Below are 22,448 nucleotides of genomic sequence, written 5' to 3'. Positions count from 1 at the left end.
CAAGGAATCTAATGTGTTAAGAACAAATCCGTCTATTTGCCAAAAAATTCAGATGCCATTTCTAGAGCAACATACCGTTGATCTGGAAATGAAGCGCGATGATCTGATCCACCCTATCGTTTCAGGCAATAAATGGCGAAAATTGAAGTTTCTGCTGATGGATGCACAAGCTAAAGGCTGCAAAACTTTAGTCTCGATGGGTGGCAATTGGTCTAATCATTTACATGCGCTGGCTTATGCAGGAAAAGAGCTGGGTTTTAAGACAGCAGCTTTTGTGCGCGCTCACGAAGCGCAACGACTAACACCTACCTTGGAAGATTGTCGGCGATGGGGTATGGAGCTGATATTTACCAGCCGAGTGGATTATGCTCAGTTACGACACAGCTTTCAGTGGAATCATTTTACTGAACAATTCCCGCAAAGTTATTGGATCAGTGAAGGCGGTTTTAGCGAGCTGGCGATTAAGGGCGTTGAAGAAATTGGCCAGGAGATTGAGCAGCAATATGATCACATCTTTGTCGGGACAGGTTCTGGGGCAACTTTAGTTGGGCTGGCCAAGGCTTGTCCTGAAAGTTTGGTAACTGGGGTTGCTGCTTTTTCTGGGGCAGATTATCTACAGGAGCAGTTGGATCCTTATCTAAAGCCGCAGACTAACTGGCAAATTGATACCGAGCATCATTGCGGCGGTTTTGCCAAGTCTAATTCTGAGCTTGAATCATTGATTGACGAGTTTCATCAGCATAATGATGTGCAGCTTGACTCGGTATATAACGGCAAGTGCTTACTGGCCATAAAGGATGCCGTTGAGCAGGGCAGGATTAATCAGGGCGACAAGATTTTGATGATCCACACTGGTGGCTTGCAGGGGATGCGGTAGAGGCGGCTTTGGTATGGGCGAGCCAATGTGGCGGCCTATTTTATAAGATCCGTTGGGGCGAGCACATTGGCTCGCCCATACCATTCGATTATTATCTAAGGCAATAAAGGAAACCTAAACCTGATCCTTTTTCAACAAGTCACGAATCTCGGTAAGTAATTCTTGTTCCACCGTCGGTTTAGGCGGGGCAGCCGGCTTTTCTTCTTCTTTTCGTGATAAGCGATTCATCGCTTTAATCATCATGAAAATAGCGAAAGCTATAATAATGAAATCTATGGCGGTTTGGATAAAGCTTCCGTAATTTAGATTAACAGCGGCCTGATCACCAGCGGCTTCTTTAATAGTGAAGGCGAGATCCTTGAAGTCCATGCCACCTAATAAGATTCCCAATGGTGGCATCAAAACGTCATTGACAAAGGAGCTGACTATCTTGCCAAAGGCGGCACCGATGATAATACCGACCGCCATATCGACGACATTACCTTTCATGGCAAACTTTTTAAACTCACTGACCATTCCCATAATTCATTCCCCTTAAATTGTGATTGTTGTTAAATCAGTAGGGCGACTTTCAGAGTCGCTTTAAATTTAATAGCACGGTTCTTGATTTTGAGGAATCAGAATTTACGGTAAGCTTGCGCTAATCGTCGATTTTCTGTGCTATCATCGGGCAAATTCGTACAAAATCGTACGCCATTGAATAGGGTAGAGGCTATGCGTAGCGGACAAGAGTGGATTGCGGAGTACAGCGAAAGTCATCGCAACCCAACCAATAAATTACTGCACTGGATCTGCGTGCCAACCATTATGTGGACGGTTCTGGCGTTCCTGTGGGTGATTCCGGTTCCTGAAGTGATGCAGTTTCATCCGCTGGTAAACTGGGCGGTGATCTTTGTTGCTGTCGCGCAACTGTTTTATATCAGCTTTGGCTGGAAAATCTTTAGTGGCATGTTACTGGTTTCCGTTTTGATGCTGTGGTTTACCTATTGGCTAGAAAGCGTGATTTCGATACCTTTATGGCAAATCGCTTTAGTTGTCTTTATCATAGCCTGGATTGGTCAGTTTATTGGGCACCATATCGAAGGCAAAAAACCTTCATTTTTTAAAGACTTACTATTTCTTTTAGTCGGCCCAGCCTGGGAAATGAATTATTTCTTACGCCAAATCGGCTGGCTACGTTAAACAATTTTTATTGAATTTTAACCAACTTAAGTTTTGGGGATATTGTAATGGCAGTAACAGAAACTACTGAGAGAGTAGCGTTTTTTAGTAATGATGCCGCAACGTTCGGTATTATAATGGGAGTATTGGCTCTAATTTTTTATACGGCAACCCGTAAAGAAGGTTTCTGGCACTCATTCTATAAGCATATCCCAGCACTTCTATTATGTTATTTCGTACCGGGTCTGTTAAATACGCTGGGGTTGTTTGAAAAAGGTGCCGCCGATAATATTTATTATATTGCATCACGTTACCTGCTACCTGCCAGCTTGTTCCTCCTAACATTAAGTATTGATTTTAAAAAGATTTTTGGCCTTGGTTGGCGTGCAGTAGCGATGTTTTTCGCTGGTACGGTTGGCGTTATTATTGGTGGTCCTCTAGCGGTACTATTGTTTACCTTTATTGCACCTGAATGGGTGGGGATTACCGATCAAGCAGTGCCAACAGGTGAACAAATCTGGCGAGGTTTAGCCACTATCGCAGGTAGCTGGATTGGTGGTGGTGCAAATCAGGTAGCTATGAAAGAGCTATATGAAGTAAGTAGTACACTGTTTGGCACCATGGCAGTGATGGATGTGTTAGTTGCTGAAATCTGGATGGTAGCTCTTCTATTCATGATTAAAAAGTCAGACTCTATCGATAAATGGTTAAAAGCTGATAACTCGAGTATTGAAGAACTTAAAGTTACGGTTGAAAAATATACTCGCGAAAATGAACGAATTCCTCTGTTCACAGATTATAAAATGATACTAGGCGTGGCATTCTTTGTGGTTGGTATTGCACACCTCGCAGGAACCTATTGGCCTGACATGATTTTGGGTTCAGTTGAAAAGGGAAGCAAAGCTCATAAGATTTTTACTAATGTTGGTTTTGGCAGTCACTTCTTTTGGTTAATTATCGTCTCTACTGCATTTGCCTTACTGTTGTCACCAACTAAACTTCGTAGATTAGATTATGTGGGATCTTCAAAAATAGGTACGGTATTTATTTATATATTGGTAGCCAGTATCGGCATGAAGATGGACCTAACCAAAATTTTTGCTCATTATCAGGTGTTCTTTGTCGGTCTGGTCTGGATGATGATTCATGTCATTATTCTGTTTACTGTTGCCAAGCTGATTAAAGCGCCATATTTCTTTATCGCTGTCGGCAGTAAAGCGAATATTGGTGGTGCGGCATCTGCGCCAGTGGTTGCCGCGGCCTTCCACCCATCATTAGCACCCGTTGGTGTTTTGCTGGCGATTCTAGGTTATGCCGTGGGCTCATTGGGGGCGATTGCAACAGCGATAATGATGAAAGCGGTGGTTGGTGGTTAATCACTAATTTCAGAGGTTAAAAAAGCCCCTCGATACGAGGGGCTTTTTTTATGGGCTGGTATAGTCATAGATGTAACGTTTTGGCTATTTACTCTTGCCACCAGTTTATTAAGTACCACCCTAAAAACTCATAGCTGGACATATGAGTTTTAGATTTTAGCTTCATTTGTTTAATTGCCTTTTCATCGAAATAAACTCCATCTTTTATCAATCCCTGTAGATCCATAAAAGTACCGAGATCTTTTCTCGGGTCACTCTTTGTGAGAATGAGGTTGGCTTTGTGTCCTGGAGCAACAGTGCCTGAATTGTGTAATTTGAAAGCTATCGCAGGCGTTATCGTTGCGCTTTTTAATATGTCTTTTGGGTCAACTCCATAATGATGCAAAAGCTGCATTTCTTGAATCGCTCCTAAGCCATTGATCGTATAGTTAGCACCGGCATCGGAGCCGAGGAGCATAGGTACATCTGCTTCATAGAGTGATTTAGCGATTATGCCTAGATAATCGGCCTTTGAGCGCCATGATTCAGGAGCGCTGTCGGTCATAATGTTTTGAATGCCTGGTTCGAATATAGATTTAATGATGGGTGGAATATATTCCATTTGCTTGGTAGCTAAGTATTTAGACTTCAATTCAGCTATCCTGGCCAACTCCTCATAAACAATGAGTGTGGTAGTGATTGGTACGGGGCTCTGCTTTAACTGTTGGATTAAATGATCAAGGTCTTGTTTATCCCGGGAATAGTTCAGTGGAGCTTGATACAGCATTTCAATATGCTCAACACTCTGCATACCTGAGGATAGTAAGTCTGATGTGTTAACCGCAAAAGGTGGATGACCTGCAACCGGTATCTCAAGTTTATTTGCTGCACTCAGTATGGCCTGGAAATTGTTATTGTCTAACCCATCGTAAATTTTGATTAGGTCATAACCATGACTTTTATAGGTATCAATAAGGCCCTTTGTATCTTCTTCGTTCTCGATAAACGTATGGAATTCAGAAGCCGCATAAGAGCTGCGCTGGTTTATTGCTGGGCTGGCGACCAACATGTTTGGACCGAGTGTATCTCCTGATTGTATTTCTTCTCTTAAATTAAGCTGTAGTGCAAGGCCGTGCATGACACGAACCTGGGTAACGCCATGAGCTAAGTTCAATAATAAATCAGTGCGATCATATATGTGCGTATGAGCATCGGTTAGACCTGGCATCAGGAACTGGTTATTACCATCTATGATCAGATCAAAATCCTGCTGAATAAAGTTTTCACTGACCGGAGACTCTTGAATGATGCCATCTTCGATAATTATCGATCTGTCTTTTAGCAGACGGTCAAAGTCGCGGGATAATATTTTGATGTTGTGGATAAGAATACGATTTGATTGAACGCCTTGGACAAGAGGTGATTGGGGTGTAAACATCGCATAGGGTATTGATAATGCAGTCAGTAGGAATAAAAACAGAAGAATAGAGAACAGATATTTAATGATCGTTTTGTACATGGTGAGCACTCGTTTGGTGACAAATATGCAGTTTTGACCAAATTAAGTGTGTTGGCGTCCAGAATGATGATTCTGGACTAAAGGTTTATGCTGTTACTGATGTACTGACTTGGAGTTTTGCCTGTGTGTTTCTTGAAGACGGCATTAAAGCTCGATTTTGAACTAAAGCCTGAATCTAGGGCCATCTCCAGGATATTGCTGTTGAAGTTACCTTGAGTAAGTTGTTTAAAGTGCTGAATGCGAAGGTGATTGATATAGTCACAAAAACTCTTCTGACTCCCTTTATTGATAGCCCAAGATAAATCCTTTTCATTAATACCGAGATATTGGTGCAAGTCTTTTAGTGAGAGTCTGGGCTGCAGATAATATTGATGTTCTTTGATAAGTTGATTAATTTGATTGAAAAGGGATTGGGCCTGATCGTTATTGTTTGTTTGATTACCTTCGGAAGTTGCCATTTGATCGAACTCAGACAAAGCATGAAAGGTTTCGGGCTGCCGAATTGCTTTAAAGATGAGTGTGCATATCAGAGTAAAATAAACAAGTTGCATCACCAGATACCAGACTTTCAGCAATTCAATATGAAGATAGGGCTGTAGATTAACCCGAGCTAAATCAACAATAGCAATAATAATTACGCTGATAAGTAAACGACTAAGCCATTTTAATTGCGTGGTATAAGCGTCGGAGCGCATCGCCTGGTTTGCTTTATGATAACGCTGCACTAATTTTACGCTTTGTGTTAAATAGATGACCTGGCTTAATGTGCCAACGAGAAGGACAGCCTGAGGCCAAACTGTAAAAGGTATGGCAAAAATGGCGGGTAATAAATGTAATATATATTGTTTGGGGCTTGCTGGAGATGGGTAAACCAGTTGCCGGACAAATAAATAGAACAAGGGGCCATTAGCAAGAGAGAATATTGGACTTATTAAATATCCATTAACCTTTGTTTCTTCCAGTAAATTAAAGATCATCAAGGCGCTGACGCCCAATAATAGATAAGCCAGACCCCGATACCTAACTTGATTAGCAATCAACAAAGATCCAAAGCCGGCTACCGCGATAAATATTACCTGTAAAATATTGACGGCTTCCAGCTGGTAACTGTTCATTTTACTTTAGGCATAAAATTTTCTGCCAGCATGCAGCGGGTGCTGCCGCCGCCAACTTGTTCGATAGTGGGAATCGGGCAGGGTAATAATCTACCGTGCTTTTCCAGCTTGGCTTTTTGCTCTTTGGTGAAGCCTCGATAAGCGCTGTCTGACATGACGATGATCTTATCCCCTTTGCTATTGTGCAGTTGCAAAATATTGCCACAGAAACTCTTTTCAGTTTGCTCCAGGCTGATATTAATCACTTCTTTTTTTGTCTCTGCAAAGGTATCTAACAACAATTGTTTCTGTTGACCATCCGCTATTGAGTCCAGGCAAATCACTACGAAATGCTCGCCAACACTCATCATGACATTGGTGTGGTAGAAAGGTTTGCTGCTGCTGCTCTGGCTGTTAAAGGTGATTGGTTTATAACCTCTCTGCTGGCAGAAGTCTTCGAACAGTGTTTTATCGCAACGTTCTGAGATGGCAGCATATGCGATCTGATGGTTGTGATCGAAGATAATACTGCCTGTGCCTTCCAGTATTTGTTGATGATTTTTGTCGACATGTTCCGTTTTGTTAACCCGATAACCGTTACGATGAAGCAAAAGAGCCAGCTCGTCAGGGCGGACTTCAGCTCGACGATTAGGCGTCTTCATGGGGTAAAGTGTCAGGGTGCCATCACTTGAGGTAGAGAACCAATTATTAGGGAATACTGCATCAGGTAACTCTGGTAATTCTTGATGGCTTTGGGCATGTTTGTTAAGTAACAAAACTTCAATATGCTCGTCACGTAACAGGTTTACCATCTCATTGAATTCGCACAGAGCATCTTCACGAAGATGTTCGTTCGGTTGCTGTGGCTTATTTTGAAATTCGTTATCGGCGCCGGTTTGCTCGTTAAAGGCAAAATCGGTGGGCGGTACCATGATGACAGAGTTGGTGGTATGAGTTTGTTTGATGGTCATGAGTTATTGGTACTTTTGGTTAGCTTGTTTGGCTGGAATGTTTGGAAAGAAGCAAGATAAAAAAAAGGCTTGCAAGGTGCAAGCCATTTATTAGCAATCTGCGAAACATAAGGACCAAATGGGGGTAGGTATATATATTAATGCTCGCTCGCTAAACAAAGGAGTTAGTCAATGAAACCAAAACCAAGTTACCAACTTACAGGAGTTCCTCCCCTGTGGACTTAAACAATGCTAAGTCGAAAACTGTCTTCACAAAATTTTACAATATGCATTAAAAAAATTTTACAAAGTGTTTGCCTTGAGCTACTAAGGTTTGTCAAAATAGCTTCATTCGATGCATATTTGACTTTGCAGAATCCTTTAAAAATAAAGGTTTTCTGAAGTAGCTCCTTGAGACAGGTCAAATATTAACCACTTGTTAGACCAGGTTCAAACGATAAATATTTATGTCTTATATAAAAAAAACTAATGCAAGGAGAGGCGATGTCTAGACGCTTACCACCGCTCAACAGTTTGCGCGCTTTTGAAGCTGCTGCGCGACACTTGAGTTTTACCAAAGCTGCTGAGGAATTATTTGTAACTCAGGCTGCGATTAGCCACCAAATCAAGGCCTTAGAGGACTTTTTGGGGGTGCAGCTATTTATACGCAGAAACCGCAAGCTGCTTTTGACAGATGAAGGGCAGCTATACTGGCCGAAGATTCGAGATATTTTCGAGAAGCTGGTCAATGCAACTGAGCAGGTTAAAGCTCAAGGTGCGACTGGCTCCTTGACGGTTTGTGTTATTCCAACCTTTGCCACTTTATGGCTGATTCCTCGATTGGCTGAGTTTGGCGAGCTCCATCCGGAGATTGAAGTTCGCATTAAAGCATCTGATGTGGAAGTGGATTTTGTGCGAGAAGATATCGATATCGCCATTTATTACGGTAAGGGTGAATATGATGGCCTATGTTGCGATGTCCTGTTTGAAGAGCATTTAACGCCAGTTTGTTCGCCCGATTTTCCGCAGAAAAAGAACTTAAAGACACCGGAAGACCTCCTAAACGTTACTTTGTTGCATGATGCGACCACTGAAGAATGGCGCACCTGGCTAAAAAGCGCCGAAGTGACTGGTGTCAATCTGGATCACGGTCCTGTATTCAGTCACTCTGGCATGGTCTTACAGGCTGCACGTCACGGTCAGGGTATCGCCATGGGCCATAGCGTCTTATCACAGATGGATATCGAGACTGGGCGTCTTATCGCACCTTTTGATATTGTGGTTGATAGTGGCTATTCCTATGACTTGGTGTGCCCTGAAAACTCTTATGATCGTCCTAAGGTTGTTGCTTTCCGTGAGTGGTTACTCTCGAAGGTGAATGAAGATATGGATGATGATGTGATTTTTTAATTCTTTTGTCATACCGCGGCTAGACCGCGGTATCCAGTGACTTTTAGCATTCCTTATTATTGTTTTCACTTCTCAGCGAGTTACTTTTCTTGCGTGGTCAAGAAAAGTAACCAAAAGAAGACCACCCGTATATTGAGGTCACACTTTGTGTGACTCCCTTCGTCACTCCCAAAATACTTTACGCACCAGAATTTACATCACATCCCTGTGCTGAAAATTCTTATCAAAATCATCCACGATTTTGATTGCTATATTTTGTACGTGCCTTAGCTCAATATAAAGGGGTTCTTGGTGCTAGCCATTTGCTGAGTTCTTTACATATAAGTGTCTTAGTAAATGTTTTGAGATCTCAAATCTAGTCTCTTACAGAGAAATAATCCTGCGTGCCGTGGGCTTCGATGGCTTCGCCTATTTTACGCATAGCGTGGGTGTAGGCTGCGTTCCTCATGCTGCGGCCTTCTGATTGAGCCAGATCCCAAATGCGATTGAAGCTTTCTGACATGATCTTTTCAAGTCGCTCATGAACAGTTGGAAGATCCCAGGCGTAGCCTGAACGGTTTTGTACCCATTCAAAGTAAGATACTGTTACACCGCCCGCATTCGCCAATACATCTGGAATGACATGAATCCCTTTACTGTGGAGCGTGTCATCAACATCGCTCAAGACTGGGCCATTGGCTACTTCAACGATGTATTTGGCTTTAATGTCATCGATATTATGACCTCCAATAACACCATCCAGAGCTGCTGGTATTAGAATATCCACATCAAGTTCTAGCAATTCTTCATTAGTGATAGCTGTATGTTCGACCTGCTCACAAACAGAGTGAGTACAGTAAACCGCTTTAACCTGTCTGGTGGCCTGTTTTTCTTTGTAGATGCTGGGTACGTCAAAGCCATTGCTGGAATAGATGCCACCTTTCGAGTCGCTGATGGCGACAATTTTGTAGCCACGTTCCTGCAAAAGACGAGCGGCATGGTAACCACCATTACCGAAGCCTTGCACTGCGACGGTGATCTCTTCCGGCTTCCAGTTGTGCTTTTTCTCTAGCTCTAAAATACATAGATATGCACCACGGCCAGTGGCATCATCACGACCCACACTACCACCTAAGCTCAATGGCTTGCCGGTAATCACGCCAGGTGCTTTTTTACGGGTAATGTACTCGTACTCATCCATCATCCAGCCCATGATGCGCTCATTGGTATAGACATCCGGGGCAGGGATATCACGGTCAGGGCTGATAACATCCGCCATTTGGCGAACATAGGAGCGTGACAGGCGCTCGAGTTCCATGCGTGATAGCTGTTTTGGATCAACTGTGATACCGCCTTTACCGCCGCCATAAGGCAAGCCGACTACGGCGCATTTGATGGTCATCCACAATGCCAACGCCTGAACTTCTTCCAAATTAACATCAGGATGATAGCGGATACCGCCTTTGGTAGGGCCGAGTGCATTATTGTAACGACAACGGTAAGCGGTGAAATATTGGGTAGAGCCATTATCCATACGGACGGGAAGTGAGGCGACCATGGTGCGCATAGGGTGCATTAAGGCTTCGATAACCTCATGATTCACACCAGCACTTTCGCCGATTCGACGGACACGAGTAATCGCATCCTGATAGACCTGATCAGACATTGAAAATCCTATATTGGTTAAATTCTAGCGTTGAATTCCGTAAGTCGAGAGGTTATATCACGCCAGAAAAGTGATGTGAAATCAGCTAGCCAAAAATCAGCAGTGGTCGGAGCTATCATTATTGGTTATAAATAGGTCTAAGTTTTAGACGCAAACAATGGCGGGAAACCATGAGTAACAGCGAACATGCAGCATTTCAGCATAAAACAGTCTGGGTAACGGGTGCTTCTTCCGGGATCGGCGAAGGACTGGCCTACGCTCTAGCAAAAAAAGGGGCGCGCCTGATTTTGTCAGCCCGCCGCATGGATGAGCTGGAGCGGGTTAAAGCTTGTTGTGAACACTCTGAGCGTCATCACTGTGTTGAATTGGATCTGGCGCACAGTGAGCACTTCGACTCGTTAGTATCGCAGGTTATTAACGAATATGGCCCGATCGATATTTTGATAAACAACGCTGGATTGAGTCAGCGTTCCATGGTGTTAGAAACTGAGCTGGCGGTACATCGACAACTCATGGAAATTAACTATTTTGGTACCGTAAAACTGACGCAAAGTTTACTGCCTCATCTGTTGGAGCGAAAGCAGGGAGGGGTAATTACAGTGAGTTCTCTGGTTGGCAAGTTTACTACACCACTGCGTTCCGCTTATTCAGCATCGAAACATGCAATAACTGCTTACATGGATAGTTTACGCGCCGAATTGCATGGACAGGGTGTGCAGTTCACGACCGTATACCCCGGTTTTATTAAGACCAATTTAACCTACAAAGCTCTATTGGCTGATGGTTCGGAGCAGAACAAGATGGACGATGCTCAGGAGCATGGTATGAGCCCAGAGGTGTGTGCGGAAAAGATATTGGAAGCTTGGCGTAAAGGAAAAGCGGAAGCCTTTATTGGCGGTAAAGAAACCTATGGTATTTACCTCAGCCGTTTTTTCCCGAGGCTGTTTGCACGAATGGTTAGAACAGCGAAAGTTACTTAAATGAGTTTCGTGATTAGGGCATGGTTAGATGTGAACATGCCCTTTTTGTTTGACTTTGCCGCTTACTAGAATCTGATCTGCTTCTTCGATCATCTGTAGCGCAGTGACCAGGTCTGAAGCTTCGGCTACAACTGCACCAATAGTGATACTAATTGCAATGGCCTCATCATTTTTATCAATAACTGGATGTGACGTAATATTTCTATGAATTCTCTTGAGTAGCTGGGAGGCATCTTTTTTATCGGAGACTTCCGCTGCGAAAATAAACTCATCACCTCCATAACGCCCTAATAAATCAAAGTCGCGTAACGAAGTACGCGTTCGATTGACTACTTCTTGCAACACCTTATCGCCAGCTAAATGATTATATTCATCATTAATTTGTTTAAAGTTATCTATATCAATCAATGCAACAACAATCGACAGGCCTGTGCGATGGATGCGATGTATTTCTTCGGCTAATCGTTGCTCAAACGATGAGCGTCTCAGGCAGTTGGTCAGATAGTCATAAGTTGCGTGCCGGAAATAGAGCCAATGTTTATGGATCAGGATAAAAGTGATGGCGATAAAAACAGTGATTAAAAATATCGGGGACAGTAATCCGGCAATACCACTAACAAACAGTGGCAATAATTGTTGGTCGATAGCAAAGTCGATAATTGCGGTTATGATATAAAGTCCTAATACCTTGCTCATTAAGCCAGCATAGGGCATTTTCTGGCGATTGGCTTGATAGAAAATATAAAAATAATAAGGCACAAGAATCAACACGCTGAGAAGTTGAATTGCCAGCAGAATATGATAAATCCAATCAATTGGTAAAACTGTGACGCTAACAATCCCCATTAGAAGCGTTAAGGTCAGCACACCTTTTATTAGCGATGGAATCGTTTGCTTAAAAAAGTAGGAAACAAATAGAAAGAAATTTACTGTCAAAATCGCAAACAGCAGAATATTGATACGGAAAATACTGGTTAAATTAATCCCTGAATCCAGCGCTGCCTGTGAATAAGTGAGTAAATAAATGGATTCAAACACGCAAAGGACGGCAAATAATAAGTTTTCTCGATGTTCCGGTTGAGCTAGGTAATAAAAAATCTGTACCGCTGAAATCAGGAGAATCATACCAACAAAGATCATGAGTAGAGACTCTTGAGTGGCCGCATTTTGATAGGTGTTTTTTACACTATCAATAACTGGCGCGCTCATTACCATGCCGCCGGGGCGAGCATGATTATACAGCTTGATGAGTAGCTCGTTGCTTTGGTTAAACTTTAGAATACTAGAGGGGATAGGGTATAGACGTTGATAGAGAGTGGCTTTTTCAAAGTTAGGAGCGAACTGACCTGTTTCTCCAATCAGGTGACCATTAATATAAACCTTATCAGCATCCCTTATTTGTCGAATGTATAGGGCTAAAGACTGATGTTCAAATTCATTAGATAAGGTAAAAGTGGTTCGATAAAACGCTAAACCATCAAACTCTGGGAATGCTTGTTCAATAGGGCCGGGGACGTTAATTGAGCTGCAGTCGTACTGATTATTTTCTGAAGTAGTATATCGACATACCTGCCAGTCGCCCTCGAATTCCGAAGGCAGTTGTTCAACTGAATACTCCTGGGCAGCATTCAGCGAACATGAAAATAAAAATAGAAAAATAAAACGCAACAAAAGCCCCTCCTCATTGAGCCAATACCATCAATTCCTTCGACTAAAAAATGGATCGCTTATTGCTATATGTTTTTTGTTCTATAAGCCTACTATACCAGCTTATTCTTTGTGCGATAGTAGTTAATTATGAATCGAACAAAAAAGCCCAGAATGTGTCTGGGCTTTTTGTTGTTCGAACAGCTTTATTACTGAGACATACTTTCGTCACGTATGGCTTTAAACTCAGTACCTTCATACCAGTTAGGGTAGTCGCCACTGTTGCTGAGAAGGTAGCCTGCTTCAAAGAAGACTTTGACGTCATCTAAAGCTGCTTCCCAAGCCCAGTTTTCCTGATATTCATCACACACCTGGTGGTAGCATTCGCCCCGTTTTGTGTTGTGTTGCTCAATGAGCTCCATGTCCTGACCTTCGCGGTATTCTGTACCACCGCCGGCATAGATTGCTGGAACACCTAATTTAGCCAAGCTGAAGTGATCAGAGCGGTAATAGCCACCACGCTCAGGCTTTGCTTCCGCGACCAGTTTACGCCCTTGGCGTTCGGCTGCTTGAGATACATAAGTTTCCATTTCCGATTTACCGTAACCAACGACTGTCAGGTCGGTAACGCGGCCGCTAATGTTCATGCTATCAATGTTGAAAGCACCAACAATTTTGTTCATCGGTACAGTCGGATTGGCTGCGTAATATTTTGAACCCAGTAAGCCTTGCTCTTCAGCGGTAACGGCAATAAAGGTGACGCTACGCTCAGGTTGTTCTGGTAACGCCTTGAAAGCTTGAGCAATGCTGATGATGCCAGCTGTACCGGTAGCATTATCCACCGCACCATTGAATATTTGGTCACCTTCAAAATGTGGATTCATTCCTAAGTGATCCCAGTGCGCCATATAAACCACGTGCTCATCCGGCTTTGTTTTGCCTGGGATGGTGGCAATCACGTTAGGTGACTGTGACTTTTCAATGGTGTTACGGACCGTTACTGATGCTGTAGCATCAATAGGAACGGCTTTGAAATCAGGCTTTAATGCTGCTTCTTGAAGCGCACCTAAATCAAGGCCTGCCTGGCTGAACAGATTTTGTGCCTGGTCATAGGTAATCCACATTTCCACATCAAGCTTGGGGTCATCGCCAGCTTCAGCAAGGTGATATTGTGGGCCAGACCAGCTATTTGACACTACGTTCCAGCCATAAGATGCCGGGGCCGTATCGTGAATAATGATTGCGCTAGAAGCACCTTGACGAGCAGCTTCTTCATATTTGTAAGTCCAGCGACCGTAATAGGTCATGGCCTTGCCCTGAAATACTTCTGGGTCTTGAGTGTGGAAGCCTGGGTCATTGACCAGAATCACGGCTGTTTTGCCTTCCATATCAAGACCTTGGTAGTCATTCCAGTTATATTCTGGAGCGACAATACCAAAACCTACGAATACTAATTCTGACTTATCAAGGGTGATGCTATCTTCAAGTTTACTGCTGTTAGCAACGAAATCCTCTGGGAATTTCAGAGTGTTATCACCCAGCTGCAGCTCCATGTTGGCATCGGCTTCGATGCTGGTCAGTGGCACTTGCTGTAGATAGCTGTCACCGTTGCCAGGCTCTAACCCCAGCTTTTTGAATTCGCTGGCAAGAAACTCGGTAGTTTTGCGACCACCTTCTGTAGCTGGGCTGCGACCCTGAAAGTCATCGGTAGACATGAATTTAACGCGATCTTTATATTGCGCTAAATCGATATTGTCATAAGCGGTTAAGAAGCTATTCTGAGGTTTGCCACTAGGGTGTGGCTGAGCCGGTTTTGCTTCGACCTCTGCTGTTTCAGAAGCGGGCTGCGCTGATTCCTGAGGCTTGTCGTCGCAAGCGCTGAGGAAAAGTGCAGCTAACGACAGAGTTAATAGAGATTTCTTCATCATCTGGTCCTACTCTTTGAGCTGTTATTAAGGTTACAAGTGGGCATCATATTACCCATGCCGAGGGATTAACTCAACTTCAAGCCGCTTACCGCCATTGATAGTCGCTTAAAGATAGGCCTGGGTAACTTTCGGTTACATCGCAAGACTTGACTGGCTGGCACGGCTCGGTAAGCTAGTTGCACTTGTATTGTAGAGTAGAGAGTCTCATTCATGAAAAAACAGTTAACCCCCCATAGACTGCTGAAGTCATTATTGGGTTGCGCATTATTTGCATCGGTAGCGGCATCGGCAGCCATTCAGGCCCAGCCCCTTACCTTAAATAAGGTCATGTCAGACCCCGACTGGATTGGTAATGCGCCTGAGAATGTGTATTGGCACGCTGACGGGCAGAGCATCTATTACCAACAGAAGATTGTCGGTAATAAAGAGCGTGCCTGGTATCAGCTGGAGCTGGCCACCAAGCAAGCACAAAAGCTTAGTGATAAAGAGCTACTTGAGCGTGATGGCGATAAGGGTGTTTTAAGTCCGAATAAAAGTTTAAAGGCTTATAACCTGAATGGTGATTTATACGTTCGCTATCTGGAGTCGGGTGAAGTTCGTCAGTTGACTAAAACTTTGGCCAATGAAGGTCAGCCAATGTTTATTGGTAATCAGAGTGTGGCTTTTCGAGAGAGCAACAGTTTCTACAGCATCAATTTAAATGATGGCCTGATCAGTCATCTGGTGGATATTCGTTTAGAAGATGACCCAGACAAGGATGAGGACAAAGGTTATCTGGAAGAGCAACAAACTCGCTACTTTGATTATATCCGTCAGCAACAAGACCAACGCGAGCATGACAAAAAACGTAAACAGCAAATTGCTGAAAGCTCTGAGCGCGGAGCTCCGAAGCCTTGGTATCTTGGCAAGAAAAAAGAGATTCATACTTTAAGTCTGTCGCCCAATGGTCGCTATGTCATTGTTGGCACCTATGATAAGTCTGAAGACAATGGCAAGGCAGATAACATGCCTCGTTTTGTGACTGAAGATGGTTACGTTAAAAATGATGAAGTTAGAGCGCTTGTTGGTACTTCTGAACCACGTCATGAAACGCTTTATTTGCTGGATCTCAACACTCGCGAAAAATCTGAATTAAGTTATGAAGATTTGCCTTATATCGAAGATGACCCATTAGCGGATATTAAACGTGACACTGCACGTAAGTTAGATAAGGAATATGAAGCGCATAAAGGTATTCGTAGTGTTTCACTATTCGACTGGATTCCAAGTCGTGGTATTCAATGGTCGCCAGATGGTAACAATGCCTTGTTGATGTTGTATTCCGGTGATAACAAAGATCGCTGGATTGCGACTATCGACTTTGATGATAAGGAGTTAGAGAACCAGCATCATATGCGGGATAAGGCGTGGGTTAATGACTGGAACTTTAATGATTTTGGTTGGGTGGATAATAAAACCATTTATTACACTTCGGAACAGACTGGCTTTAGTCATCTTTACACCAAGACACTAAATCGAGGTGACGATGCGCTGACCAAAGGTCGCTATGTGGTGAACTCGGTTACTTTGTCACCGGATAAAAAATTCTTCTACTATCGGGCCAATAAAAAGCATCCGGGTATTTTTGAAGTTTATCGTGTTGCGGTGGGCGGTGGTGATTCGCAGGCGGTCACGGACATGGGTGGTTTGAACGACTATGTGCTATCCCCAGATGGCAGCCAAGTCATCATCGAGCATTCTGAAGCTTTAAAGCCAAAGGATTTGTATTTGACCGCAGTAACTGGTGGTGATGTGGCTCAGTTGACCGATACGGTATCGGAAGAATTTAAGACTATCGCCTGGAGCGAACCTGAATACATCGAAATTCCATCGCGTGAAGCAGATATGCCTATCCATGCGCGTTTATATAAGCCCGCAAATTTCGATGCTGAGCGTGCCGAGCAATATCCTGCAGTGATTTTTATTCATGGCGCTGGCTATTTGCAAAACGCCCATCAGGGTTGGTCAAATTACTTCCGTGAGTTTATGTTCCACAGTTTCTTGAACCAGCAGGGGTATGTGGTGCTCGATCTCGACTATCGTGGCTCAGCTAATTACGGACGTGATTGGCGTACTGCGATTTATCGCCAGATGGGCACGCCTGAGGTGGTAGATTTACAGGACGGTGCAAACTGGATGGCCAGCAATGCCAATGTGGACCGCAGTAAAGTGGGTATTTATGGCGGCTCTTATGGTGGCTTCCTGACCTTTATGGCCTTATTTACTGCGCCTGATGAGTTCGCTGCTGGTGCTTCCTTGCGTCCGGTTACTGACTGGGCTCATTATAATCATCCTTATACTTCGAATATTTTGAATACGCCTGAGGTTGATCCAGTAGCTTATGAACGCAGCTCACCGATTGAGTTTGCCGAAGGTTTGAGCAAGCCATTATTGATTGCGCACGGCATGGTTGACGACAATGTATTCTTTAAAGATACGGTTCGTCTGGTGCAGCGCTTAATTGAATTGGAAAAGACCGAGTATTTTGAAACAGCGATTTATCCAATTGAGCCGCATGGCTTTACTGAGCCATCAAGCTGGCTGGATGAATACAAACGGATTTACTTCCTGTTTGAACGTCACTTGAAGTAGATGGTTAAGTATAAAAAAGGCTTCCAATCGGAAGCCTTTTTTATGGTGCAATGACCCTTTGCTTAAAGGGTAGAATTATAAAGTGTTTTCTGACTTTTTAACGTCACCTAAATAAATTTCACGATACGAAATATAACCGATACCCACCATCACCGGCATAAGCACTGCTGCCAGCAATGTGCTTAATAATAGATCTGCAGCAACCGGTGGCAGCACTGCTGAAACAAGCGCTCCAATGATCATTGCTATTAACCCAACAGCGATACCAAGCCCTATTAACACCAATACCAAAACAATCATTGGTAGTAGGTTTTTGATGCCAGCGATAAAGCTATTTAAGAGTGCTGATATAGGACTCTGCTGCTGGAATAAGATCAGATTTGGTGCAAACCAGTTGGCTAGCGACAAGGCTATGAAACTGAGGAATATCCACAGAAGGTAGGGACTGATTAACTCGGCAAAGCCTTCTAGCTCAGCTTGCACAGCTTGTGGGTCCGTTCCGGCTTGTAGCGTTGCCCAATCAATTGCCGCTAGCTCTTCTACACCGATGGAACTGAAAATCACATAGGCAATGCCACCACCTAGAACGGCAAAAATAACGCAGTAAATAAGTAAGCCGAATTTCCGAATGTGACCAAACCCCTCAAAAAATTGTTGTGGGGTTATATCACCAGTTTTTTCTTGGACTTTATTAGCACCGATAAAACCACCTGCAAAAAACAGCGGATTTAATATTAATACAAGCATGGCCAAAGCCACGCCCAGCATTGGAACTATGGTAGTCACAATGCTGTAAATTAATCCGGCTAAAAACCATTTACCAAAGTGTGGCACAAAAATTTCAGATAGAGAGCGCTCAACCCAGTGATAACCGCGGCCAGGCGATACTACTTGAGCCTGGCCACTCGATGGTGGAGGTGATTGCTCATCATCAACATGAATAAATTCGTTGTTATTATCCATCGTTTTTCCTTGTTTCTATCAGATGATATTAGTTTTAGATTATTTTGTTGGCTTCATCAAAGTCCAGGCGCGGGCTACGTGGGAACAGGTCTTTTTCTGAGCCATAACCAATGTTGCAGATAAAGTTCACTTTGATGCTGGTGCCAGCAAAGAAGGTTTCATTGACCATTTTCTGGTTAAAGCCAGACATTGGGCCGCAGTCTAAACCAAGCGCGCGTGCCGCCATAATAAAGTAGCCACCCTGCAATGAGCTGTTACGAAAAGCGGTAGACTCAATGAATTTTTCTTTGCCAACAAACCAGCTTTTGGCATCAGTATGCGGGAACAGCTGAGGCAGTTTTTCGTAGAACTCCATATCCATACCGATAATGGCGCAGACAGGAGCTGACATGGTTTTTTCCTGGTTACCTTCCATCAGGCAAGGTTTTAGCTTTTCTTTAGCTTCTTTGCTTTTTACGTAAATCACACGCATTGGGCAACAGTTGGCAGAGGTCGGGCCCATTTTTACCAAGTCATCAAGCTTGTGAATTAATTCGTCTGAAACGTCTTTGTCTTGCCAAGCGTTGTAAGTGCGGGCGTCGAAGAAAAGGGTATTTAATGCTTCTTGAGAAAGCGGTTCATTAATATTTCGTGACATAAAATCCTCGTGATTTACTGTGTATGGGGTGCATTTTACGCATTGTTTGTCGATAATACAGTCCGATTTGCTATTTTGTGCCACAGGTTTTGTGGCTAACCCCTGATTGAGTCATTTGTGAGCATGGTAATTTTACCTCGATGAAGATGTTGTCAAACCTTAAGTCACTGCTGGTTTTCCTGTCAGCGGGAATTCTTGTTGCCTGTAGCGCGTCCGAAGAGGATATAGTGCGTTGCGAGCAGCACTACCATGCAAAAAGCTTTATAGTTGCTGAGCAATACTGTAAGAAAGCGGCAAAATCCGGTGATGAACAGGCTCAGTATTTCTACGCCATGATGTTATTTCGCGGGTTAGGCGTTGAAATCGATAGTGATGAAGCTACTCAGTGGATGTCTCGTTCAGCAAATCAGGGCTACGAAAAGGCGGTATTTCATCAAGCTATTTCTCACCTAACCAGTAAAGATCAAAGTGTTAGTATCAAACAAAAAGAACGAGCTCTGAAAACTATGCAAACCTTTGCGGAAAACGGTGACAAGGTCGCTCAGTACTGGATGGGTAATACTTTTTACTTTGGCTATATCGATGATCGCAAGAGTTACAATGAGGCGGTTTACTGGTATCAGTTGGCGGTTGAGCAAGGAAGTTATCAAGCGATGAATAATTTGGCCTGGATAAAAGTGGTTAGCCAAGGCTCTGAGTTATTTGATCCCGAGCAGGGGCTTAAATTGGCCGAGCAAGCTGTGGCGAAATACCCCGACAATCATGGATATCTCGATACGCTGGCTGCGGCCTATGCTGCTAATCAGCAATTCGATAAAGCAGCCGCCACTCAGTTAAAAGTCATAGAGTTGGCTTCCCACGATGACTGTCAAAAATGCGACAGGCTAGTTGATTACTATCAAATCCGTTTGCAGGGTTATTTAAATAACAAGCCAGTTGTTAAGTCATTTGAACATTAGGACTTTGTAGATAGAACCAAGTTAGGTTAGTCTTAAGGGATATTATAAAGTCATCAGTAAAGCAAGGATTTAAGCGATACACTATGTCAAAGAATTCACCGCTAATACTAACCCTAGCAACCTTAAGCTTGACCTTACTGATTACATCCTGTGCAAGCACCTCTAATCTAGGTTCTAATAACCCCGAAAATAATGAGCATTACTGGTATTGTGCACCAGGCGACCAGAGAGCCTGGCGTTGTGCTGAGGACGATGAAGCCCCTGGATTAAGCTATTATCGCCCACAAAAACCAACTCCTGATCTCGAAGTTGAGCAGTTGAAGCTAGAAGAATCTGAACAAAGTGCTGATGACCCGATTATGGTTCAGGGTGCAAAGGTCTCAGTTGTCGAGGAATTATCGGCAGAAGTCGCCGATGAAACAGCGGCGAATCTCTCTTACGAAACAGATGAGAAAAGCTTAGATGGTGAGTTAACTGAAGAGTTGATTAGCCAACAACCTCCGGCACAAGATGTATCTAATTCAGAGATGTTCGATTCGGCTGTCACAGAGACTAAGTCGGCTTATGGTAAAGTTCTTCAGCTAGCAGCTTACCACTCACAAAATCAGGCACGCTCATTTGCTGATTCACTCGATGAGACCTTGTCTAAAACACCAAATCTCGTTAGAACAAGGGTCAATGGTCAGATTTATTACACCGTTGTTTTTGATCAACTAAACTCTCAACAGGAAGCGGAGCAACTTATCACTGAACTGGCAGAGTCTTTTCCTTCAATACAACCCTGGTTAAGAAGTCGATCTGGTTTTCTAGCTTTGCGCGCAGATTAATACTTGCCTGTTGATGCATCACTTTAATGTAAGATATTGATCAAATCAGTCGCCAGATCCTGCTCAGGTTTTTCAATAATGCGGCCCAGTTCTTTACCTGCCTGAGACACCACAATCGTCGGAGTGTACAGAATATTATTGGCTCTGGCGCGTCCTTGAGGTTCTTGTTTGGTTTTATCCAGTGAAATTAATTGATAACTGATATTGGGGTTCTTGACCTCTTCCAGTAGCTTAACCAATTGAGGAACTTCGCGAATACTGTCATGGCACCAGACACCAAAGTAGACGGTAAGCTGTGTTGCCTGGGAAACAGTTTTAAGCTTCTCAATAGACTCCACCGATTCTTGGGTTTTGGAACTGGCTGCTTGAAAGTAGGGATAAGTTTTCACCACTTCTGAGTAGCTAATATCACCTACCAGAATGGTTGGTTTTTGGTGACTGTCGGTGGTCTGGCAAGCACTTAACATGAGTAAAGAAATGGCACAGAAGAGCGATACTTGAGTAATATGTTTCATGCTTATTGTCACTTTAGTGAAGTTTAATTAATGGTCTGCTGGCTCGAAGTCCAGACTGACTGAGTTAACGCAATAACGCTGTCCTGTATCTGTCGGACCGTCGTTAAAGACATGCCCAAGATGAGAGCCGCATTGTGCGCAACGAATTTCCACGCGCTGCATATTATGGCTGGTATCAACGAGGTAAGCGATGGCTTTATTATTTTGCGCGCGGTCGAAACTTGGCCAACCGCAGCCTGAATCGAATTTACCACTGTCGTCAAATAATACAGAGTTGCAACACACGCAGCGATAAACACCTTTTTCCTGATGCATATTATATTGGCCGGTAAAAGGGCGCTCAGTGCCGTGCTCTTGGGTGACATGATAAGTCACCTCATCAAAATTCTTGGCTTTGGTTTCGGTCAGCTTTTTCAGTGGCGGATACTGGATGTGAAACTGACTCCACAGTGCCCAATGATGGGGTGCATGAAATGCCTTTGCCTGGATCTGATCCAATAAATAACCGTTGATAGCATTAATTTCAGTCATTCGCTCAGCCATCGCATCCTGATACATCGAAGAATAGTTATCGGCCGTTTGTTCTATGACCTCGAGAATGATGGTTTTTAGATCGTCTGCAAAATCAAACTGCATGGCTTGTGCAAACTGGCGGCTTTCATTGATTAACGCTAACAGTTGAGTCCTGTATTCTTCTTTGAGCAGCTCACCATTTTTACAGCGATGTATGGCTGTTAATGGATTAACCACCGCATTGATCAGTAGTTTGCGCCAGAGAATTGGCTGGATATCAGCACTCCATTCAAAAGTTAGCCCGGTGCTAGTTTGCTGTAGTTGATTGAACCACTCAGGAGTTGATTGCTGCTCAAATGCTCCGACGATAATCTTGCCCGCTCCTGCATAAACCAGGCTTTGACTCGACTCCCGATAGGCGCCATGAGTATTGCTGGCAAAGAATATGTTTTGTTCAGACACATAGTGGCTGGCCACATTCTCATGGCCCATGCCATTTTGAAACAGCACTAACTGGCTTTGGTCGTGTAAACGATGCTTGATAGAGTCTAACGCGGACTCTAGTTGCGGCGCCTTAACGCAGACAAAGACCAGAACCAGTGGTGATGAGTCCTTTCGACTAGAGCTGTGGGCGGTGCTTTGCAACTGCTGAGAACTGACTTTCTGGTTAAGATCGCGAAACTGCCAGTCGGGAGAGTCGTATTTGTCAGAATCGCTCACAATAAGCTGGCATTCAACTGAGGCATCAGTTAGTTTATGGGCTAGCAGCTGACCGATAGCGCCAGCGCCAAGAATGCTTACAGTAAATTTCATGGGCATATTCAAACAACTGTTAAT

19 protein-coding genes and 1 pseudogene are annotated in these 22,448 nt (G+C 43.6%); 8 read left to right on the top strand and 12 right to left on the bottom strand.

The genetic code is table 11. The features are described from left to right. The first annotated feature begins 13 nt into the window (after positions 1-13). On the top strand, positions 14-877 hold the full coding sequence (locus tag KKOR_RS10480) for a 1-aminocyclopropane-1-carboxylate deaminase/D-cysteine desulfhydrase (protein WP_015781100.1): 864 nt from the start codon (positions 14-16) through the stop codon (positions 875-877). Positions 878-991: 114 nt separating this feature from the next. On the opposite strand, the gene mscL is transcribed toward KKOR_RS10480, so the two are convergent. Beyond that, positions 992-1,399 (bottom strand): large-conductance mechanosensitive channel protein MscL, encoded by a 408-nt coding sequence (mscL, locus tag KKOR_RS10475; protein WP_015781099.1) that lies wholly within the window; start codon positions 1,397-1,399, stop codon positions 992-994. Positions 1,400-1,591: 192 nt separating this feature from the next. Here mscL and KKOR_RS10470 point away from each other — a divergent pair, with 192 nt between their 5' ends. After that, positions 1,592-2,059 (top strand): Mpo1 family 2-hydroxy fatty acid dioxygenase, encoded by a 468-nt coding sequence (locus tag KKOR_RS10470; RefSeq protein WP_015781098.1) that lies wholly within the window; start codon positions 1,592-1,594, stop codon positions 2,057-2,059. A gap of 47 nt (positions 2,060-2,106) precedes the next feature. Next, positions 2,107-3,414, top strand: a complete 1,308-nt coding sequence (locus tag KKOR_RS10465; protein WP_015781097.1) for a DUF819 family protein — start codon at positions 2,107-2,109, stop codon at positions 3,412-3,414. Positions 3,415-3,502: 88 nt separating this feature from the next. Here KKOR_RS10465 and KKOR_RS10460 read toward each other — a convergent pair whose 3' ends face one another. The 3 genes from KKOR_RS10460 to ctlX form a co-directional block, all read right to left on the bottom strand. After that, on the bottom strand, positions 3,503-4,912 hold the full coding sequence (locus KKOR_RS10460; protein ID WP_015781096.1) for an amidohydrolase family protein: 1,410 nt from the start codon (positions 4,910-4,912) through the stop codon (positions 3,503-3,505). 77 nt (positions 4,913-4,989) lie between these two features. Further along, positions 4,990-6,027, bottom strand: a complete 1,038-nt coding sequence (locus tag KKOR_RS10455; protein WP_015781095.1) for a helix-turn-helix domain-containing protein — start codon at positions 6,025-6,027, stop codon at positions 4,990-4,992. Beyond that, the gene (ctlX, locus tag KKOR_RS10450) at positions 6,024-6,977 is read right to left on the bottom strand and encodes a citrulline utilization hydrolase CtlX (protein WP_015781094.1); all 954 of its coding nucleotides are present in this window, start codon (positions 6,975-6,977) and stop codon (positions 6,024-6,026) included. Before ctlX ends, KKOR_RS10455 begins: the two co-directional genes overlap by 4 nt. A 483-nt stretch (positions 6,978-7,460) precedes the next feature. Here ctlX and KKOR_RS10445 point away from each other — a divergent pair, with 483 nt between their 5' ends. Beyond that, positions 7,461-8,366 carry a transcriptional regulator GcvA gene (locus KKOR_RS10445; RefSeq protein ID WP_015781093.1) on the top strand — a complete coding sequence of 302 codons (906 nt, stop codon included), beginning with the start codon at positions 7,461-7,463 and terminating at the stop codon, positions 8,364-8,366. Positions 8,367-8,721: 355 nt separating this feature from the next. On the opposite strand, the gene KKOR_RS10440 is transcribed toward KKOR_RS10445, so the two are convergent. Next, the gene (locus tag KKOR_RS10440) at positions 8,722-10,011 is read right to left on the bottom strand and encodes a Glu/Leu/Phe/Val family dehydrogenase (protein WP_015781092.1); all 1,290 of its coding nucleotides are present in this window, start codon (positions 10,009-10,011) and stop codon (positions 8,722-8,724) included. Between the two features lie 170 nt (positions 10,012-10,181). Here KKOR_RS10440 and KKOR_RS10435 point away from each other — a divergent pair, with 170 nt between their 5' ends. Further along, positions 10,182-10,991 (top strand): SDR family oxidoreductase, encoded by an 810-nt coding sequence (locus tag KKOR_RS10435; RefSeq protein ID WP_015781091.1) that lies wholly within the window; start codon positions 10,182-10,184, stop codon positions 10,989-10,991. A gap of 24 nt (positions 10,992-11,015) precedes the next feature. Here KKOR_RS10435 and KKOR_RS10430 read toward each other — a convergent pair whose 3' ends face one another. After that, on the bottom strand, positions 11,016-12,662 hold the full coding sequence (locus KKOR_RS10430) for a GGDEF domain-containing protein (protein WP_015781090.1): 1,647 nt from the start codon (positions 12,660-12,662) through the stop codon (positions 11,016-11,018). Between the two features lie 185 nt (positions 12,663-12,847). Continuing rightward, positions 12,848-14,566, bottom strand: coding sequence for a M28 family metallopeptidase (locus tag KKOR_RS10425; RefSeq protein WP_222831897.1), 1,719 nt, complete (start codon positions 14,564-14,566; stop codon positions 12,848-12,850). Between the two features lie 210 nt (positions 14,567-14,776). Between KKOR_RS10425 and KKOR_RS10420 the strand changes: the two genes are divergently transcribed. Further along, positions 14,777-17,197: a S9 family peptidase gene (locus KKOR_RS10420; RefSeq protein ID WP_015781088.1), complete on the top strand. Its 2,421-nt coding sequence runs from the start codon at positions 14,777-14,779 to the stop codon at positions 17,195-17,197. A 75-nt stretch (positions 17,198-17,272) separates the two neighbouring features. Here the strand turns inward: KKOR_RS10420 and KKOR_RS10415 are convergent, their stop codons facing one another. Both KKOR_RS10415 and KKOR_RS10410 read right to left on the bottom strand, forming a co-directional pair. Continuing rightward, a complete protein-coding gene (locus KKOR_RS10415; RefSeq protein WP_015781087.1) occupies positions 17,273-18,160 on the bottom strand; it encodes a BPSS1780 family membrane protein in 888 nt (295 codons plus the stop codon). A 34-nt stretch (positions 18,161-18,194) separates the two neighbouring features. After that, positions 18,195-18,797, bottom strand: coding sequence for a malonic semialdehyde reductase (locus KKOR_RS10410; protein WP_015781086.1), 603 nt, complete (start codon positions 18,795-18,797; stop codon positions 18,195-18,197). A 140-nt stretch (positions 18,798-18,937) separates the two neighbouring features. On the opposite strand from KKOR_RS10410, the gene KKOR_RS10405 reads away from it, so the two are divergent. Together KKOR_RS10405 and KKOR_RS10400 are read left to right on the top strand one after the other, a co-directional pair. Next, a complete protein-coding gene (locus tag KKOR_RS10405) occupies positions 18,938-19,756 on the top strand; it encodes a tetratricopeptide repeat protein (protein ID WP_015781085.1) in 819 nt (272 codons plus the stop codon). A gap of 83 nt (positions 19,757-19,839) precedes the next feature. Beyond that, entirely contained in the window at positions 19,840-20,583 is a 744-nt protein-coding gene (locus KKOR_RS10400; protein WP_015781084.1) for an SPOR domain-containing protein, read from the top strand. A 23-nt stretch (positions 20,584-20,606) separates the two neighbouring features. Here the strand turns inward: KKOR_RS10400 and KKOR_RS10395 are convergent, their stop codons facing one another. The 3 genes and pseudogenes from KKOR_RS10395 to KKOR_RS13475 form a co-directional block, all read right to left on the bottom strand. Next, the gene (locus tag KKOR_RS10395) at positions 20,607-21,098 is read right to left on the bottom strand and encodes a thioredoxin family protein (protein WP_015781083.1); all 492 of its coding nucleotides are present in this window, start codon (positions 21,096-21,098) and stop codon (positions 20,607-20,609) included. A gap of 27 nt (positions 21,099-21,125) precedes the next feature. After that, complete coding sequence (gene msrB / locus KKOR_RS13795) at positions 21,126-21,515, bottom strand: peptide-methionine (R)-S-oxide reductase MsrB (protein ID WP_049756778.1); 390 nt, start codon at positions 21,513-21,515, stop codon at positions 21,126-21,128. A 27-nt stretch (positions 21,516-21,542) separates the two neighbouring features. Further along, a pseudogene (locus KKOR_RS13475) lies at positions 21,543-22,424 on the bottom strand (ketopantoate reductase family protein); the annotation flags it as partial. Positions 22,425-22,448: the final 24 nt, after the last annotated feature.

Origin of the sequence: Kangiella koreensis DSM 16069 (assembly GCF_000024085.1) — a bacterium.
Classification (GTDB): Bacteria; Pseudomonadota; Gammaproteobacteria; order Enterobacterales; family Kangiellaceae; genus Kangiella; species Kangiella koreensis.
The sequence above is the reverse complement of the archived record's forward strand: the minus strand, read 5'-3'. Positions and strand labels throughout refer to the sequence as shown.